Annotated in this window: 18 protein-coding genes; 12 read left to right on the top strand and 6 right to left on the bottom strand. The window is 43.2% G+C overall.

The window, feature by feature from the left end; genetic code table 11:
- The first annotated feature begins 199 nt into the window (after window positions 1-199).
- Both PBAL39_RS00090 and PBAL39_RS00085 read left to right on the top strand, forming a co-directional pair.
- A complete protein-coding gene (locus tag PBAL39_RS00090; protein WP_008236967.1) occupies window positions 200-2,308 on the top strand; it encodes an alpha-L-rhamnosidase C-terminal domain-containing protein in 2,109 nt (702 codons plus the stop codon).
- Window positions 2,309-2,627: 319 nt separating this feature from the next.
- The gene (locus tag PBAL39_RS00085) at window positions 2,628-4,652 is read left to right on the top strand and encodes a six-hairpin glycosidase-like protein (protein ID WP_157273833.1); all 2,025 of its coding nucleotides are present in this window, start codon (window positions 2,628-2,630) and stop codon (window positions 4,650-4,652) included.
- A gap of 42 nt (window positions 4,653-4,694) precedes the next feature.
- Here the strand turns inward: PBAL39_RS00085 and PBAL39_RS00080 are convergent, their stop codons facing one another.
- The gene (locus PBAL39_RS00080) at window positions 4,695-4,910 is read right to left on the bottom strand and encodes a helix-turn-helix domain-containing protein (RefSeq protein WP_008236963.1); all 216 of its coding nucleotides are present in this window, start codon (window positions 4,908-4,910) and stop codon (window positions 4,695-4,697) included.
- 150 nt (window positions 4,911-5,060) lie between these two features.
- Between PBAL39_RS00080 and PBAL39_RS00075 the strand changes: the two genes are divergently transcribed.
- Complete coding sequence (locus PBAL39_RS00075; RefSeq protein ID WP_008236961.1) at window positions 5,061-5,576, top strand: hypothetical protein; 516 nt, start codon at window positions 5,061-5,063, stop codon at window positions 5,574-5,576.
- A gap of 136 nt (window positions 5,577-5,712) precedes the next feature.
- Here the strand turns inward: PBAL39_RS00075 and PBAL39_RS00070 are convergent, their stop codons facing one another.
- The gene (locus tag PBAL39_RS00070; protein ID WP_008236958.1) at window positions 5,713-6,141 is read right to left on the bottom strand and encodes a lipocalin family protein; all 429 of its coding nucleotides are present in this window, start codon (window positions 6,139-6,141) and stop codon (window positions 5,713-5,715) included.
- Between the two features lie 174 nt (window positions 6,142-6,315).
- Entirely contained in the window at window positions 6,316-6,519 is a 204-nt protein-coding gene (locus tag PBAL39_RS00065; protein WP_039865936.1) for a hypothetical protein, read from the bottom strand.
- A 261-nt stretch (window positions 6,520-6,780) separates the two neighbouring features.
- On the opposite strand from PBAL39_RS00065, the gene PBAL39_RS00060 reads away from it, so the two are divergent.
- The 7 genes from PBAL39_RS00060 (at window position 6,781) to PBAL39_RS00030 (ending at window position 15,357) form a co-directional block, all read left to right on the top strand.
- Window positions 6,781-7,221, top strand: a complete 441-nt coding sequence (locus PBAL39_RS00060; RefSeq protein ID WP_008236955.1) for an Hsp20/alpha crystallin family protein — start codon at window positions 6,781-6,783, stop codon at window positions 7,219-7,221.
- Between the two features lie 148 nt (window positions 7,222-7,369).
- Window positions 7,370-7,555, top strand: a complete 186-nt coding sequence (locus tag PBAL39_RS00055; RefSeq protein ID WP_008236954.1) for a hypothetical protein — start codon at window positions 7,370-7,372, stop codon at window positions 7,553-7,555.
- Window positions 7,556-7,631: 76 nt separating this feature from the next.
- A complete protein-coding gene (locus PBAL39_RS00050; protein WP_008236953.1) occupies window positions 7,632-8,246 on the top strand; it encodes an RNA polymerase sigma factor in 615 nt (204 codons plus the stop codon).
- A gap of 51 nt (window positions 8,247-8,297) precedes the next feature.
- Window positions 8,298-9,407: a FecR family protein gene (locus PBAL39_RS00045; protein WP_008236952.1), complete on the top strand. Its 1,110-nt coding sequence runs from the start codon at window positions 8,298-8,300 to the stop codon at window positions 9,405-9,407.
- A 389-nt stretch (window positions 9,408-9,796) separates the two neighbouring features.
- Window positions 9,797-13,084: a SusC/RagA family TonB-linked outer membrane protein gene (locus tag PBAL39_RS00040; protein WP_008236951.1), complete on the top strand. Its 3,288-nt coding sequence runs from the start codon at window positions 9,797-9,799 to the stop codon at window positions 13,082-13,084.
- Between the two features lie 30 nt (window positions 13,085-13,114).
- Window positions 13,115-14,611: a RagB/SusD family nutrient uptake outer membrane protein gene (locus PBAL39_RS00035; protein WP_008236950.1), complete on the top strand. Its 1,497-nt coding sequence runs from the start codon at window positions 13,115-13,117 to the stop codon at window positions 14,609-14,611.
- A gap of 32 nt (window positions 14,612-14,643) precedes the next feature.
- On the top strand, window positions 14,644-15,357 hold the full coding sequence (locus PBAL39_RS00030; RefSeq protein WP_008236949.1) for a DUF4397 domain-containing protein: 714 nt from the start codon (window positions 14,644-14,646) through the stop codon (window positions 15,355-15,357).
- 85 nt (window positions 15,358-15,442) lie between these two features.
- Here PBAL39_RS00030 and PBAL39_RS00025 read toward each other — a convergent pair whose 3' ends face one another.
- Both PBAL39_RS00025 and PBAL39_RS00020 read right to left on the bottom strand, forming a co-directional pair.
- Window positions 15,443-15,700 (bottom strand): hypothetical protein, encoded by a 258-nt coding sequence (locus tag PBAL39_RS00025; RefSeq protein ID WP_008236948.1) that lies wholly within the window; start codon window positions 15,698-15,700, stop codon window positions 15,443-15,445.
- A 60-nt stretch (window positions 15,701-15,760) separates the two neighbouring features.
- Window positions 15,761-16,087 carry a hypothetical protein gene (locus PBAL39_RS00020; protein WP_008236946.1) on the bottom strand — a complete coding sequence of 109 codons (327 nt, stop codon included), beginning with the start codon at window positions 16,085-16,087 and terminating at the stop codon, window positions 15,761-15,763.
- Window positions 16,088-16,361: 274 nt separating this feature from the next.
- Between PBAL39_RS00020 and PBAL39_RS24970 the strand changes: the two genes are divergently transcribed.
- Together PBAL39_RS24970 and PBAL39_RS00010 are read left to right on the top strand one after the other, a co-directional pair.
- Window positions 16,362-17,012 (top strand): DUF4433 domain-containing protein, encoded by a 651-nt coding sequence (locus PBAL39_RS24970; protein WP_083801673.1) that lies wholly within the window; start codon window positions 16,362-16,364, stop codon window positions 17,010-17,012.
- Entirely contained in the window at window positions 17,009-18,058 is a 1,050-nt protein-coding gene (locus PBAL39_RS00010) for a macro domain-containing protein (protein WP_008236941.1), read from the top strand. The genes PBAL39_RS24970 and PBAL39_RS00010 overlap by 4 nt, the downstream gene beginning before the upstream one ends.
- Window positions 18,059-18,240: 182 nt before the next feature.
- Here PBAL39_RS00010 and PBAL39_RS00005 read toward each other — a convergent pair.
- Window positions 18,241-18,862: hypothetical protein (locus PBAL39_RS00005; RefSeq protein ID WP_008236935.1), on the bottom strand; the 622-nt coding region annotated here is incomplete at its 5' end.

Here is an 18,862-nt window from a genome sequence, read left to right as displayed (position 1 = left end):
GGGGGTAAATTTTACCTCGGGTCATTAATAGCATGATGTTGCCGCTGTTTTTTTCTGCCTTTGTTGCTTTACTCAGTTTTTTTGACCAAGTTGAAGATTATAAATAGCCAAATAAATGTCCGGAAGATCTCTTTGTATATTATCGCCATTATTGTTTTGCTTTATATCGTCACTACATGCTCAAAATAAGGCATACGGCTTGCTTACAGATTTGCGTGCAGCTACAGAAATTATCGCTGAGGATGGGCATTCTGGAAAAATCCTATCAAGGTACCCTTATTTCAGCTGGATTGTTGCGGGAACCCAGCAGAGAACGAAACAAATTGCTTATCACATTATCGTATCAGATGATCGACAGCTGGCAGCACAGGGTAAAGGAAATATATGGGATAGTGGAAAAGTCAGAGGCAGTACATCAGTTGCTGTACCTTATAAAGGAGCGGCCCTGCAAGCAGACAAGCGCTATTTCTGGCGGGTAAAAAGCTATACAAATAAATCACAAATCAGTGCATGGTCTGATGTGAAAGTCATTACAACAGGAGCTCAATTAAAAGACTATCAAGCATCTGCGGAAAAACTGGTCAAAACGAAAGAGCTCCCTGTAACTATTGCTTCCTTAAATGACACTTTACAACTAATAGATTTTGGGAAGGATGCCTTTTCACAGTTTACGGTGCAATTGGAGTCGGAATCAGGGAAGGATACCGTGACGATCAATTTAGGTGAGGTAACCGATAAGGGAAGGATAAACCCTAAGCCAGGCGGCACGATCAGGTACAGAAGTATTAAAGTGGCTTTAGCAAAGGGATTACATACTTACAAAATTAAGATTGAGCCCGACCAAAGGAATACCGGTCCCGCGGCCATAAAGATGCCATCTTATATTGGAGAGGTACTTCCATTCAGGTATGCAGAAGTTGAAGGCTATAAAAATAAACTGACTAAGGATGCTGTTTATAGAGAGGCTGTGCATTATCCTTTCAATGACCAGGCTTCCCATTTTAAATGCAGTAATGACACGCTGAACCAAATCTGGGAACTGTGCAAGTATTCTATCAAGGCCACATCTTTTGCAGGCATCTATGTGGATGGAGACAGGGAAAGAATTCCCTATGAGGCAGATGCAGTGATCAACCAGCTTGGTCATTATGGCGTAGACCGTGAATATGCTATGGCCAGGGTCTCATCAGAATACCTGCTGCAAAAGCCAACCTGGCCTACAGAGTGGATCTTACAAGCCCTGATTTTTACATGGAATGATTACCTCTATACTGGCGATCCCAGATCTCTGAAAGAAAATTATCAATTATTAAAAAATCGTACACTAACTCATTTGAAAGAGAAAAATGGATTGATCTCGACAACTACAGGCAAACAAACGACTGAGTTTTTGAAATCTATCAATTTCAAAGATAAGATTAGGGACATTGTTGATTGGCCTACCAGCGAAACCGACGGTTTTAAGTTTGGAACCTACAATAGTGTGGTAAACGCGTATCATTACGAAGCGTTAAAACTAATGGAGCATATTGCGGAAATATTGGGGGAGAAAACCGATGCTCAATACTATAAAGACGAACATATACAATTTAAACAAATATTTAACGACACTTTTCTGGACAAAGCAAGGGGTATTTATAAAGATGGCGATACTACAGAACATGCTTCGCTTCATGCCAATATGTTTGCCATGGATTTTGGGTTGGTACCACCAGAGTACGTGATTTCTGTAATGGATTTTATCCGCTCCAGGGGGATGGCAAGCAGTGTGTATGGTTCACAGTTTTTGCTGGAATCGCTGTATGATGGAGCCTATGCCGATCATGCCCTGGCGCTGCTTACGGCTACTGACATCAGGAGCTGGTACAACATGATCAAAGTAGGTTCTACCATAAGCCTGGAAGCCTGGGATAACAAATTTAAGCCGAATCAGGATTGGAACCACGCATGGGGCGCTGCGCCGGCTAACATCATTCCCAGGAGGTTGATGGGAGTAGAGCCTTTAAAACCTGGCTTCGAAACAGTTGCTATCAAGCCCCAGGTGGCAAGTCTTACTTTTACGGAAGCCGTTATTCCAACGATACGGGGCAACATTAAGATGTCTGTTAAAAACAGGGAAACCTATGAGTTAACAGTAACGCTACCTGCTAATATGGATGGGGAGGTTTACTTACCCAGGCTTTCAGCAGATGTTGTCGTCACTTGTAACGGTAAAATGGTACGTGTAAAAGAAGTTGATGGTCAGCCATTCTACAATGCTGGTAAAATACCTTCCGGCAGTTATACGTTTCTTATGAGACAAAAATGAGGTATTTACAGCGGCGGCAGCTGTTTATAAGTCCGAAATTTGTCTGAATAATTAACCGTGAGTGCTTTAACTGTTTAATTCATAACTTAAAATCGTTAAATAATGAATTTACCAAACCTGATCACAGCCTTTGTAGAGGCGAAGAACGCGCATGACAATGGTGCTTTTGTTCATTTGCTCGACATGGGATCATCAATCTGTTGCCAATAACCGGCGGCTTTAATCGGCTGGAATTTCTTACCTTCGACTAACCTGAATTCAATTAAAAATGTGCCCAATCCGTTCCCGTAACTTTACCACTCACAAGTCGTCCAGACGAATGATACTATTATTTTTGATGCTTTTTACTGGCAATGCGAGTAGGCTTTCGGCGCAGGACCTGGGGCAACAGGACGAAATTTTTTGGCATACCAACGCTGATCATAGTATTACCTGGGACCTTACGAAAGAAAATCGGTTGCCACATGATGACAACTTGGAAATGTCTGGCGAACTGGTATCCGGCATTGTCGGCTATAAAGTCAACAAAGGAAAACAAGTTGAAATCATCAGAGATATCATTTTTCCACAGCTGCGGAACTACAGCAAATCCAATGAATCGATTTACAGGGCTTATCTACGGTCACAATACACGGATGAAATTTTACCTGTAATTACTCTTGGGGAAAAAAAGTTTGAGTCCGGTATCCTGGATTCGATCCGTATTAATGGTAAGATCAGTTTTTATTTCAGTCAACGTGATGGTATCCAGGTAATCAGGACGTTTTTTCCGTCAATGGATAAGCGGTGCTTCGTGGAGAAATGGACGCTGATGAATAGTGGAAAAATGCCCCAGACTTTTAGCATCGGCACTACTGAACTGGTTCAGAATGAAACTGGTTTTCATGGCCAATACCACAGGAAAATAGCAACTGATGCAAAATCTACAGTGACTATCCCCCCGGGCGAACAATATTCATTTGGTATATATTTTAACGCGCGCCTGAACGATGAGATAGAGCCGCAAAGGGCGTTAACACAAATAGAGCGTGGGCGCGATTTATTTCTGGATAGCATTTCCAGTAATTTAGTGCTCAGGTCTCCGGATGAAACGATAAATACATTGTTTTACTTTTCTAAGATCCGGGCGGCCGAGAGTATTTTTAGATCGCGTCTGGGTTTGATCCATTCTCCGGGCGGTGGTAGCTATTATGTGGGTATATGGGCCAATGACCAGGCAGAATACAGCGGCCCTTTCTTTTCCTATCTAGGCTATCAGAAGGGCATGCAGGCTGCGATGAATGCTTATCGGATTTTTCAAAGTAATATACCGAAGGATGGAGGGAAAATATGGGCTTCTTTTGAGCTCAACGTCACCTTTCCTTTTGGGAATTATGACCGGGGGGATGCAGCCATGATTGCATATGGCGCCACTCATTGTTTGCTGGTTTCAGGGGACCGGAAAAAGGCAGACGAAATTTGGCCTTTGATTGATTGGTGCCTGGGATACTGCCAAAGAAAAATCACTGCCGAAGGCGTCGTAGCCTCTGAAAGTGATGAACTGGAAGGAAGGTTTCCCACCGGTTCAGCAAATTTGTCGACTTCCTCGCTGTATTACGGTGCACTTATACAGGCCGCAAGACTGGCAAAGGCAATGGGTAAACCTGCCTCATTGGTTGATCATTATCAACAGCGTTCAAAGCATCTGGCTCTAGCGATCGAAAATTACTTCGGTGCAAATGTGGAGGGGCTGGATACGTATAAGTATTACAAAGAAAACACTACGCTAAGGGCATGGATATGTCTTCCTTTAGTTGTTGGAATCAACCGCAGGAAAGCGGGCACGCTTGATGCCTTGTTTGATCAGTTGTGGTCAACAAACGGTGTACTGACAGAATTAACGCCGGAAAATAGCGGATCGAAGGTGTTTTGGGACAGGGGTACGCTATACGCTTTTAGAGGTGCTTTTAAGGCAGGAGCTGCCGACCGTGCTTTGGACAGACTTAGTTCTTATTCGACAACTCGGTTAACCGGCTTTCGTGTGCCTTACGCCGTAGAGGCCTGGCCTGAGAATGGAATGGCACATTTGTCCGCAGAAAGCGCGCTGTACTGCCGCATTTTTACCGAAGGTCTCCTGGGAATTGAACCTACTGGTTTTGATTCTTTTATTTTGCAGCCAAATCTTCCGGCTAGGTGGGACCATCTGGAGCTAAAGAGTATGAAGGCCTTTGGGGTAAAACTAGACATAGACCTGAAACGAGAAAAAGGTAGGATTCGCGTAGTAGTCGCCGAAAATGATAAAACTATTCTTAACCGTTTGATAGCCAATAATGCTGAGCTGAAGGTGACCCTCAAGGGAATTTAAACCCAGGCTATATTTTTATTTTCCGCTCTTGAACTGTGTTTTCTATTGGCCCTCGTCAATTCTAACAAGATCAAACAGGTCAATTTCCAGCAAGTCTGCCAGCTGATAAAGATGACTCAGGCTGAGCTCTATTTCTCCGAGCTCAATTTTACTAAGGGCATTTTGGGACATACCTAGCTTTTTCGCTAATGCCAATTGTGACATTCCTGATTTCTTTCTTAGTATTCTGATCCTTTGGAGTACTATTTTGCTTTTCATAACTGACTTTAGCTTTCAAATATAAATAATTAGCGTCTTTCTAGAACTCTTAATTTAATTTACTGAGGGAAAAGTAGCAGATTTAGGAAAATTAGCGATTGTATGTAGCGAATCAGCGCCTATTTACGTTCCTGTAAAAAATAGTTAGCCATGAAAAAATACGCTTACCTCATCATTCTCTCCCTTGCAACGATATTCACAGCATGTAAAAAGGACAAAATCGAACATGCTAATGACTTTGAAAAAAGTTTTAAAGCTTGGACGACTTTTAAAAATACATCAGGTAATACCTATTCCTATATTGTAGTGACGTCCTCCTGGACCGGATATTCCACAGAAACTACACTGCGTGTCGTCAACGGACAGATTACCGGAAGGTCGTATATAGCTAAAGGGATCAAAGGTAATCCCTCCTCTGTTTATGTCGTGGAAGAATGGAGCGAAGATGTCAATGCACTCAATACGCATGAAAGTGGCGCTGCTTTACTCACTTTGGATCAGGTGTATGATCTGGCAAAGAATGATTTGCTCTTAAAAAGGTCGAACGTGGAAACCAGTTTTGAGGCAAAGAACAATGGTTTGATATCCAGTGCCGGGTATGTGGAAAACGGATGTCAGGATGATTGCTTTAGGGGGATAAGCATTAAGTCGATCAGTAACCTGTAAGCATCATCACTGGCCATAGCGCTTATAGGAAGCGCCAATTGTAGCACCTACAATTGGCGCTGTTTGTCTAAAGCAGAAGAAGGTAGGAGTGAGAAGGAAGGAGTGGGTCCTTATCTAAGCGAATTCAAACTGCCGGTTATTTCTTTCTGAGCTTATATTCCCGTACACTCCTGTAGGATACACCGTTTTCCGCTTCATCATAGTTAATGTATTCCAGATGCATGTCGTTTTTACTAAGTGACTTGATGTTAAAATCGACCCGTGACTTGCCCTCACTGGCCGCAACGAGGCTCAACACCGTTTCGGTAGTGCTCCAAGTGACCTCGACATCTCCGCCATCAACATTTACTGTAGCAGTTCCGTCGTTCCTGAACTCCCAGTTTAAATTCAGGTCTGAGTTCGCGTCCCTGTCAACTTCCACACCATTCTCGTACTGAACATCCGCTACGGACTCCAGGTTCCAGGTGCCGTTCAGTCGGTCTGAATTTTTTTCTACGCTGTCTTTTTTACAGGAATTCAAAGTCAGCACTGCTGCGAAAAGAATTAATAGGTATTTGTTTTTCATATTAGAGGGATGATTTTTTTCAGTCAGACTATTCCGACTGCCGGAGTGAAAAACAAGAATTAAGCCATTATAGTTACCTTACGTGTGAAGTAGCGTTGTTTAAAATGCCAATGCCAATCCACAAATCAGGACTGGCATTGTTACGGTTATCAATCAACCTCTTTCTTCTCGCACTCAGACTTTCAACGTGTCGTTAAAGCCTTGTGGCAATTTGCCATGCTGAATATCTTCTCCAGCAGCTTTTGCTTTTTCAAGCCATTCCGGTGCGCGTTCTTTGATCTCGTCAATTTTAGTTCTTCCAAATTCATCTTCTCGGGTCAGGTATTTGATACCCTCATAAATGGCAATGCCGATCAGTGCGTGTTTAATAAATCCCATGTTTTTCATATTTAAGTGTACTGCATTAACACTTTTAATCCAAAACCGTTTTCACTATTATTCCTAAATGATCCAAGGCAATCAAAAGTGAATTTTTGACATTCTGAAGCTGCAATTTTTTCCTGTTTCTGCAATTTTTTCAGCAAAAAATCCCTCAGATTTGATTGGCATTCCAGTTGTAGTAGCATTGTCGAACGCAATGTTCAGAGTTTAATTAATTATAAGTTTTAATCATTAAATCAAATTAAGGAGGACAGACCTATGACACTGGTTAAATTTAATTCCGACAACAAAAAGAATGGTTCAGTAGCTAACTTCAACAGCGTTTTTGATTCCATTTTTAACGACACATTTTTCTCAGACCGTATGATGGCGCGCGTCCCTGCTGCCAACATCAGCGAGACCGCAGATCACTTTCATGTGGAGCTTGCTGCTCCGGGGCTGAGAAAAGAAGATTTCAAATTGAAATTAGAAAGAGATGTGCTCAGTATCTCTGTGGAACAGGTGAATCAGAATGAAGAGCAGGAACGTAGTTATGCGAAACGCGAGTTTAGCTACAGCTCTTTTGTGCGGGCATTTACACTTCCGGAAAGTGCAAATGCAGAAGGCATCGAAGCGAAATACAATGATGGCGTGCTTTGCATTGACATCCCAAAACGCGAGGAAGCAAAAATGATAACCCGCCAGATTGAGATCAAGTAATTTTGAGTCTTTTATAATGAGGGCCGCCGTTGTGCGGCTCTTTTTTTTGGATTGAAGTTGTGAAACCGGATTCGGGACTTACCATTATTGATGTGCCAAATGAGAACTTTGCTAATCCAAATTTGTTAAGTTTCAAAAAGGAGGAAATATGCCCTGGTATAACGGAGATTACCCACCATCTTACAAAAATCAGCCAAAATATTTGCGTGATAAAGCTGTAGAGATTGCTAATGAGATTTTAAAGGAAAGCGGCGACGAAGGGATCGCAATTGCAACCGGACTGAAGAAAGCAAGAGCATATTTTGAAGAACATCCTGAGGAGAAGGCCAATTAGGATGCCGAACAAATTCTGATATTATGATCTTCCCGGAAAGGAAATGTCGACTTTTTTGTGTAAATAGCCCGATCAGATGAGGGAGAAAAAAGAGGATAACGAACACCACCTTTTAGAGCAGCTGAAATCGGGGGATCAGCGAGCGCTAAGTGAATTGTACCATCGCTATAGCAACAGGCTGACTTACTACGTGCAGCGAACCTCTAAGTCGCCATTTCTTGCAGAAGATGTCGTGCATGACACATTCATTAAAATCTGGCAAAGCCGGGAGCAACTGGATCCATCGAAACCTTTTGAGTCCTACCTGTTTGTCATTGCAAAGCGGACTTTATTAAACCTGCTGAAAAGAGCCAGGCATGAGACCAGTATACTGGCGGAGATTAAAAAGTATGCCATCATCGAAGACGAGTCCACTGAAAAATTCCTGGCCTATCAGGAAAGCAATCGTCTGATCAATGCTGCTATCGAAACACTCTCAGGGCAGGTAAAGAAAACTTTTATCTACTGCAGGGTTCAGGACATGAGTTATAAGCAAGCTGCGGAAGCGCTTAACATTACCGAAAGTACCGTAAACAAACACATGAGCAAGGCGCTCCAAACGATTCGTGAGTATGTCCGTGCGCATCATAGCAGCACAATTTTATTTTTTTTTATTTTCTATTGGATGTTTTGTCGCTCCCAGCTGTATTAGTATAAAACAGCCACATTGGATCATAACATCGTTAATCTCTTTCGTAAATATATGGATAAGCAATGCTCCAGGGCAGAGCTTGATCAGGTGATGCACATCATTGAAGCGGGCACGTTCCTGGAGGAATGGGATTACGCGCTAACCAAAGACGGCAATATGATCCTGGAAGATGAAAATGAGCCAGCCATGAGCGACGATCTGGCGCAGCTAATTGCACACGACAGGCTCATGAATGCTGTATCTTTCGACCACAAAACAGTTTTATTAAAAAAACATCGTATAAACTGGAAACTGCCATCAGCTGCGGCAGCAGCGGTCCTTGTACTGCTTACAGGGTGGTGGCTTTTCAAGACTCCCGTCACGTCTAATAGCGACATCCCTCCGGGTACATCCGGAGCGACGCTCGTGCTTGGCAATGGCAAAAGGATTACCCTGAATGGTTCCAAATCCGGAATGGTGGTCACCAGCAAGAATCTTCGTTATAATGATGGCACCGAAGTGGAAGGTCCATCCACTTCTTCCGATAGCGAGTTGTACAGCGCAATTACTGCGGCAGGGAATATGTACATGCTGACACTGCCCGATGGCACCCAGGTCTGGTTAAATGCAGCATCTCAGCTGGATTTTCCCTCGCGTTTTGAGGATAGCAGTCGTGTGGTCAGCCTTACTGGTGAGGCATTTTTCAAGGTTGCGAAGGATAAACAACACCCTTTTATTGTGAAAACCAAAGGTCAGCAGGTGAAAGTCCTGGGCACGCAATTTAACATCAACAGCTACAGCGATGAGCAGGCTACCACAACCACATTGACCGAGGGCAGTGTCGAGATCACCAGCGGTAAAAATAAAAAGATTTTAAAACCCGGTCAGCAAGGTGTATTGGAGTCTGGTGGAGCAATTGCCATAACGGAGATCGACACCGCACTTGCAATGGCCTGGAAAAATAACAAGTTCATTTTTGAGAACAACAACATTCAATCCGTGATGCGCATGGTACAGCGATGGTACAATGTGGAGGTAATTTATACAGGTCCTTTGCCCGATGCTGCCTTCGGTGGAAAAGTCTCCCGGTTCAGCAATGTGGGCAGTGTGCTCCGTATGTTGGAGACGACCGGAGGTGCCCATTTTAGAATTGAAGGAAGAAAAATCTATGTCTCTAAGTAATTAACGCAAATACAATAATCAAACTAACTAACAACCTAACATCAAACTTAACCAGGAAATATGATTAGAAAACTACGACAGAAAAGCTAAGGCGAAGACCCATCGGCGGCTTAAAATAAAAGACCAGAAGTACAATACCCCTGGTCTGTTTGGCCCGTCAACAACATGAATTATCAACTGTAATTGCAAGCACCTCAGCCGTGGAAAGTAAAGGCGCTGCACCTAAACCAAACTAAACAAACTTAATAATAATTGCCGTTGAAAGCAATCGTTATGGTCTCTTGTCGACCTTAAAGAGTTTAGTTTTTCAAACTAACGACAAAATGTATAAAATCTGGACCATAAATCCCGGTATATGCCAACCGATATACCATAAAATACTATTGATTATGCGACTAACCGTTGTGCTGTTATTTGTATCCCTGATGCAGGTAAGTGCAGCAGGACATGCACAGAAAGTAAGTTTGTCTGCATCTGATGCGCCATTAAAAACAATACTGAACAAATTAAGCAACCAGACAGGCTACGATTTTGTGTACACAGAGCAGCTCATGAAAACTGCCGGACCTATTTCCATTAACGTTAAAAATGCATCGCTTAGCGAGGTTCTGGAGCTCATCTTTAAGCGACAGCCTTTAACCTATGTGGTCGATACGAAGACAGTGATCCTCAAAGCGAAGGAGAAATCTTTTATCGACAACCTCATACAAAGGCTTCAGGATATCGATTTGCGCGGAAATGTGCTGGACGAAGATGGTCGTCCGATTCCGGGTGCAACGATTAAGGTAAAAGGTAAATCTAAAAATACCATCTCCGGACTGAACGGAGAATTTGTATTAAACAATGTCGAGGAGGGTGACATCATCCAGGTTAGCTATCTCGGGTACGAACCTTTAGAAGTTAAGGCCAGCGGCAGTCTGAACAGGATTACCTTAAAAGCAGCAACCAGTAAGCTGGATGAGGTTCAGATTCAGGCTTACGGCACCACTTCCAAAAGATTGAGTACCTCTAATATCAGTACTGTCAAAGCGGAAGACCTGGAACGACAGCCGGTGGCAAACCCTTTGCTGGCGCTGATGGGTAGGGTACCGGGCTTACAAATTTCGCAGAGTAATGGCAGTCCTAACAGTGGCATCACTGTCCGTGTGCAGGGGCAGAACAGTATTTTAAATGGGAACGACCCTTTTTATGTGGTCGACGGTGTTCCGTATCCCTCACAGCTTTTAGAAACCGGACTAAATGGAGGTAACCTCGGTACCTCCGGCAGGACCCCCGGTAATCCGCTGAGCTTTATCAATCCTGCTGATATTGAAAGTATTGATATCCTAAAAGATGCGGATGCAACTGCAATCTATGGATCCAGAGCTGCCAATGGTGCCATATTAATCACCACCAAGAAAGGGAAGAGCGGCGATATGAAGATCGACTTATCGCTGCAGGCTGGCTTCAGTGCATTCACCAACTGGTTTGATAAGCTAAATACCGGTCAATATCTCGAGATGCGCAGAGAAGCTCTCAAAAATACCAACACATCACCTACTGCTGCAAATGCCTACGACATTCTGGACCTTTACGGTTATGATAACAGCCGGAATGTAGACTGGCAGGAAGAAGTGTTAAGCAAAAACAGCAATTTTGCCAACCATCAGCTCCGGATTTCCGGCGGCAATAACAACACTCAATATGTAATTGGTGGTGGCTACATCAATCAGGGATCTTTTTTACCTGGCAATTTCAAAAACACCAAGGGAACCGGACATTTCAATATCAACAGTACATCTAATAACCGCAAGTTCCAGATCCAGTTTGGAGGTAGTTATATGAATGACTCCAATACGCTGCCAAGTTCCACCAATTTCGTAGCGGCTATTGTGCCGGCTTTATCACCCAATGCACCTGCTTTATACAATGAAGATGGGTCTCTTAATTTCGCTGTCGACGCCTTAGGATTATCTACGTATCTATATGGAAACAATCCGATGGCTTCATTAGAAGCCATCAACATCAATAAAACGCGCAACCTCATTACGCACGCCGATTTGAGTTACCAGATCCTTCCTGGGTTTCAGATCAAAGCGAACCTGGGTTACACGAGCCTGAGTTCCGACGAGCTGGTCACCACGCCGCTTTCGAGCTACCAGCCTTACGTGAGGCCCTTCGTCACACGCTCTACTCAATTTGCGAACAATGCAACCAACAGCTGGATCGTCGAGCCTCAATTGTCTTACGGCTTAACGAAAGAATGGGGCGAACTGAACTTTCTCCTTGGTGCCAGTGCACAGAACAACCAAAGTGATGGGCAGAGAATTACCGCTTCTGGATATGTTAGTGATGAATTGCTGCAGACTATAAACGGTGCAACAACTCTCGAGGGTTCAGGAACCGTAGCCACAACCTATAAGTACAGTGCAATATTTGGTCGCGCAAGCTACAATTATAAGAATAAATACCTGCTGAATTATACCATCAGAAGAGATGGAACCAGCCGTTTCAGTCCTGATTACCGGTTTCATAATTTCCAGGCCATCGGCGCAGGTTGGGTTTTCACAGAGGAATCGTTTTTTAAGCAGCACCTTCCATGGTTAAGTTTCGGAAAGCTGAATGCAAGTTATGGAACAACAGGAAGCGATCAGATTGGTGATAATTTGTTTTTCGCAACTTATGGTGCCTCTGCGCGTACCTACCAATCAATTCCAGGACTTTCGCTAAACAGGATTGCTACGCCAGACCTGCACTGGGAGGAAACCAGCAAGCTTAACTTTGGTCTTAAAACCGGATTCTTCAAAGACAGGGTACTATTTGAAGTCAACTATGCCATTAATCGTTCATCTGATCAGTTAGTCGCATACCTTGTTCCATTTTACGCCAGCGGATTTGGTACCGTGAGCAGTAATTTCCCTGCGGTAGTAAAAAATACAAGCTGGGAGTTCGCATTGAACACCACCAATGTCAGATCACAAGGTTTATCATGGACAAGCTCCTTCAACCTGACGATCCCAAAGAACACCTTGGTATCATTCCCTGATCTGGCAAGGTCTTCCTATGCGTCCAGGCTGGTAATCGGTGAATCAGTTAATATTACCAAGCAGTTCCATTTCCTGGGCGTGGATCCTGCCACAGGACAATATGTATATTCGGATAGCAATGGAAACCCGACAATGAACCCTAATTCTGCTACAGACTATGTTTCTGTGGATCTGAACCCTAAGTTCTATGGTGGATTTCAAAATACCTTCACCTATAAAAGCCTGTCGTTCGATTTCCTTTTCCAGTTCATGAATAAGAAAGCCAAGAACGAGTATTTTACGACCACATTGGCTGGTTCAGTAGCCAATAACCAACCCGATTTCGTTACCAACCGCTGGAGAAACCCGGGCGATATTGCTGAAAGGATGTTGTATACCACCAGCTCCAGTGTATCCTTCAACAATTCCTTCCTGTACAATGATGCAGGCTTTACCAGTGCATCGTACATCAAATTACGCAATGCATCGCTATCCTGGAAAGTGCCTGAAGCATGGACTAAAAAGGTCTTGTTAAGATCAGCTTCGGTGTTTGTCCTTGGACAAAACCTACTGACCATCAGTGATTACTACGGCAGGGATCCGGAGTTCAATTCGAACACCAGCTATCCTGCATCACGTACAGTAACCTTCGGTGCAAGACTGGGGATATAAAAGAGGTATTAACGATTTAAAGCAACAATCATGAAATTAAGAATTTCGCTAACCATACTCACAGGCCTGATGATCATCACCTCAGCCTGCAATAAAATGACGGACGCAGGTTTACCTAAGAACCAGCTTACTGATGAGGTAACTTTTGCCGCAGACGCCACAGCCATCGCGGCAATTACCAGCACTTATGCTACCATCAGCAACATGAACATTCCTCCAGATCCTTTCAAGAGCATTGGGCTCAGGGCAGGACTATCCGCTGATGAACTCACTATGTTTACAGGTTATCCGCCTTCAAGATCGGGCTATGACGACCTGCTTAAATATTATCAGAATGCTGTAACACCCGCGAACGCAACACCTTGGCAGCAAACCTATTCTTTTATCTTTAATGCCAATGTAGCAATCAACAGCCTCAATATGGCTACCAGGCTTACTCCAAGGGTGAAAGAACAGTTATTGGGCGAAATGAAATTCACGCGCGCCTTTATGTATTTTTATCTGGTAAATCTATACGGCGACGTACCATTGACCTTGACGGCAGATTATACTGCCAATCAACAGGTAGGACGTACGCCCAAAGCGCAGGTATATCAGCAGATCATTCAGGACCTTCTTGAGGCGGAAGCCGTATTAAGCGATGGTTATGTTGATGGCACATTATTAGCCACCACCACAGAACGTGTACGCCCGAATAAATGGGCAGCAACCGCATTACTTGCTCGTGCCTATCTGTATACCGGCGACTATATTAATGCAGAGACGCAGGCTAATTCTGTAATCGCTAACAGCACTTTATACAGCTTGCCGGCATTGAACAACGCCTTCCTTAAAAATAGCACAGAAACCATCTGGTCGGTTCAGCCTGTAGGAACATTGACCCTCGCGAATGCTGCAGAGGGAAGGGTGTTTACGTTGCCAGCGGCAAATGGCCCCAATCCTGACAACCCGGTCTACCTAAGTACTCAGCAGATGGCTGCCTTTAAGCCAGGTGATCTGCGTGGAACAGTAGGCAACTGGGTAGGTTCCGTTACCGTAGCCGGCACCACGTTCTACTATCCTACGAAATATAAAATTGGCAGTGTAAGCGCAGCTACCGCAGAATACTCCATGATGCTTAGGCTCGCAGAACAATACCTCATCCGCGCAGAAGCCAGAATAATGAACGGAAAAATAGCTGAGGGCCTCGCAGATCTGAATGCACTGAGATCGAGGGCAAGAGCAGCCTCAACAGTCGACCTTCCTAACCCGCTTCCTGCGCTTTCGACTACCTTGTCGTCTACAGAAGCACTAACAGCGGTGTTGGAGGAAAGACAAGCTGAGTTATTTACGGAATGGGGACACCGTTGGCTGGATTTGAAAAGAACAGGTACTGTTGATGCTGTGATGACGGTGGTGACTCCTTTAAAGGTGATCTCTTCATCCACACCGAACAATTGGAACAGCTCATATGCCCTTTATCCAATCCCGCAGTCCGAACTCGACCGCAGTCCGCTGCTCAATGGTCAGCAAAACCCCGGTTATTAACACGCATTGATTTACCATATTATTTATACACTATGAATCCATCATATAGAAATCTCATCCTTTTCCTTTCGATCCTGATATTGGCTTCCTGCAAGAAAGATGGCCCTAAATTTTCGCCCCTGGCTTCCTTGAACGTGGCGGATGCTGTTGTAGGAGGGGGAAATGTGAAGCTGAATACCAATGTCAGGGACAGCGCCACAATAAACAGCTATAGGCTGTTCCAGTTAAATGCCAGTAACGCAACCGGTATCCGATTGTATCCGACCAATAATCCGACTGCTACCTATTACAGTCAGGTACATGAAATTGTAAATGGGGGTATCTATTCACTTTTCCTGACAGGGACAGCTGCTGAGCCTGAATCTGTATTTGTGAAGGATGAAATCCCACCGTTTAGCCAGGATAGTATTGTCCGTGTCCGGGTAATTAACTGTTCGCCGAACAGCTCAGCAATTAGCGTCTCCTTAGCCTCAGCACCTGCAACCAATATCGTCAACAACCTGGCCTATAAAAGTCTGACTACCTTCAATAGCCTTCCGCTAAGGACTACAATACCAGTCGGTTCGAATGTGTTTCAGGTTAGAGACTCCAATGGAGCTGTATTGGCAACTTACACCTTGCCGGCTTCAGGAACAATCAGCGTGGCCGCTTCGAGGTTCAAATGCATCACTTTGGTTATTAAAGGCCTTGTAGGTACTACAAGTGGAGCAAGTGCTTTCGGGGTGTACGCAATGTCAAATTATTAGGAGTAACAAAATTATCAAGACCTTTATAATTAAAAAGGGACTGTATCAAGTTTGAATACAGTCCCTTTTTTTGTACTTACCACAGTTACGCATAGTGGCTGTCAATCGCTGCGCCAATGACGTCAATTTCTTTCTGATCAAGTTCTCCATACGTCTGCTGCCAGCGATGGTTTTCATCGGCCACCAATGTGCAGATGTGATCTTCATACCGGTTAACTATAAACGCTAAGGCTTGCTGATTGGTTACTGTACCACTTTCCTGCGGCGCGACATCAAGGGTTAATGGTTCAAGGCCCGGGTTAAGCGTGACTGATATCTGAAATATTGCTTCGTTCTGTTCCATGACTGCTGAGTAGTTTGACATATAACACTTTGAAAGTTCAATTGTTGCAGGCTGTATTCTTTATTGAGGCGTATGAACATCCTGTGGCGGAGCTTCCATCTCGTCGTCACGATCAAATTCAATGGTGTTCAACTCCTCCGTAGGAATTTGTCGAGGATGCATGGCTTCGATTTGATCTGCCAGCAAATATAATAGCTCTTCGTCCAGTTGGGCAGGGTTCTGACAGATGTGCAATATGTTTTGTTTGTCCGGTTCAAAGCTGGCCACAAAGGTGCCTTGCTGATAAATTTTGTATTTACAGCTCTCATTGCCCGCATGGGGATATTCTGCAACCTCGAAGCAGTGTATGTCTTTATCAACGGCTATTTTTAGTGCATAATTTTCCATGACATTGTTTTTTATACTAACCTATGCAGTGGATGTTTTGTTTATGCTTTCTGTACATTGCGGATTGGTTCTGCCACCCAATAGTTCTTCACGATATGTTTCGGTATGCCCATGTCGATCCCCTTCGAGATTAGGGAGGAAGGTATAGAAAACTATGTGTTTTGCTCAGTTACGCCTTGTCAGGAAATGCTCAAATAGTAATACTATAGCCGATTAAAATATTTTTGTTTAAATAATAAAATATTAGCTTTGGTGTAATAGATTACCGGCGAATATGAACGTGGATATTGATAATTTATGGGTATATAGGATCCTTCCTATTCAAAATTTGGAGCATAATATACGCAACGGATTATACTCAAAAAATTCAGCTAAACCCGTTCCGGGCTATTTGTCTATAGGAAGTGCAGATGTGATTTCCCAGAGAGATGATAGGATTGTCAAATGTTACCCTGATCATTTGGTGAATGATTGCGTTCCGTTCTATTTTTCAATAAGAACCCCTATGCTCTACAATATCATTACCGGTCATGGCGTTAATCCAGTAAATCAAGCGGAGATTATTTATCTTTGTTGTAAGCTGTCAGATTTAGCTTGTGAAGATTTTAAATGGTGTTATACCAATGGTAATGCTGCTAAGAAAATTACAAAGTTTTTTGATAGTTTTGATGGCATTGCAAAGAACATCGACTGGCATTCTATTAAAACGACTGATTTTCGCGATGCCAATGCAGATGGTGATGAAGATAGGATCAGGAAGAAGCATGCGGAATTTCTCGTCCTTGATCATGTTCCGGCACATTTTATCAGAAATATCGTAGTGTTAAATGCAAAAGTAAAGGTTCAGGTAGAGGAAATTTTGGCAACTCAAGGCTTTGAAGTAAATGTACATATCAATCCTAAAAATTCATTTTATTTTACATGATCTATAAAGTAGGCAATTTACTGGAAGCAACAACACAAGCCCTGGTTAATACTGTAAACACAGTAGGTGTCATGGGCAAGGGAATCGCCTTGCAGTTTAAAGAGCGTTTTCCCCAGAATTACAAATTGTATGCTGATGCTTGTAAGAAAGGGTTGGTTGAGGTAGGTAAAATGCTTGTGGTGACCGAACGTACATTAGAAGGTGAAAAAATCATCATTAACTTTCCTACTAAGCAGCAGTGGTTTAAAAAATCGCAGTACAGTTTTATCGAAGAGGGCCTAAAGGCACTTGTTCAGGAAATCAAAGATCGGGACATTAAAAGTATTGCAATACCACCTTTAGGATGTGGTAACGGAGGCCTTAAATGGGAAAAAATCCGGCCGATGATGGATCGGTACCTTTCTGATCTTCAAGGGGTAGAGATTGTGGTCTTTGAACCTAATGATGCTGTTAAAGAAATTTTGCAGAATGAGCAAACTAAGAAAGAAGTTAGTTTAACTCCAGGAAGAGCCATGTTATTATACGCATTGTTTCGCTATGAAAGGTTGGGTGAAGTTGCGAGTATATTTGCTGCGAATAAATTGGCGTATTTCTTACAAGAAAGTGGAGAGAAATTAAAACTGCAGTTTACCGCCTATACTTATGGTCCTTATGCACAGGCAGTAGAAAAGGTATTATATTCCATGAATGGTAAATACTTATCCGGCCTGGAACAGATGCAGGCAAAGCCGTTTGAACCATTAAAGTTAAATTGGGAGAGATTGACAGAAGTCGAACATTATATCAAAACTTCTCTTTCCGATGACCAGAGGCAACGAATTGAAGGCCTCTTTCGGGTGATTGATGGTTTCGAATCCACACTATCTCTTGAAATACTTTCGTCTATCCATTATTTGTTGTCACAGGACCCTAAATTATCAAAGCAAGAACTTCTTTTAAAAATCCAGGCGTGGAACGAAAGAAAGAAACAAGTAATCAAAGAAGAGTATATTGGGATTGCTTTAGAACATCTGGATAACTATAGCAGACAACTTAAATTTGCTTAGGCCAATTTTATCTACTTCAACCATCCAAATTTTTATTTTCAGATTACAGAGAGTCCACAGTTTTTTCTGCGTTTCCAGATAATGATAATTCATTATCAACAGTCGTCGGCAGCTCACATTACATTCCCACAGAAAAGCCTGCTTCATAAAGAAACAGGCCCCTCAGCTGTGATAAACAGCGCCTATTTTTTGACATAGTCTGAATATTCCATAATGGTCTGCACGGTGATCTCCTGGCCGAGAAATTTGGCGTCCATATTAAGTACATCGCTCAGTGGCAGGTAACGATTGGCCTGTTCATTCGTTGTGAATTTTTTAATCACCTCAAACTTACTGGCCCGCATTGGTCCCACCTGAACTGGCTTTTCATTTAACAATTGTACCTGTTCCAATTTTTTGGTTTTAAGATTGATGGTCATGTGTAACTTGCAGTCGTTCAAAAAGAGCGCATCTTTTGGAACCTCTCTTACATCCGGCTTATAACTTAGTATCAGCTTATCCGGTGTTTCCTGTTCCACCTGATAACTTGCCATGTCCGTTTTTTCTGTTCCCTGGGGCTTAGCCTTGTTTTTACGAAAGGTCTTTATATCACCATTAGAAGGAGATTTTCCATCTACCGAAACCACAGTCCATTGTTCCGCTTCAGGAAGTGTAGGGTCAAATTTCGCTATAATTTCTTTGGCTTTGCCAGCTGTCGTCGTGGTCTCTTTCAGTTCAAAGGCATAACCGGCCGGTGCCTTGAGATTGTCGGGGTTGAGCACACGCTGGTCAATACCGTGTTTAGAAAGTACTTCTGTTACCGTA

Origin of the sequence: Pedobacter sp. BAL39 (assembly GCF_000170795.1) — a bacterium.
In the GTDB taxonomy this organism is placed as follows: domain Bacteria; phylum Bacteroidota; class Bacteroidia; order Sphingobacteriales; family Sphingobacteriaceae; genus Pedobacter.
This window is presented reverse-complemented; position numbering and strand designations above follow the sequence as displayed.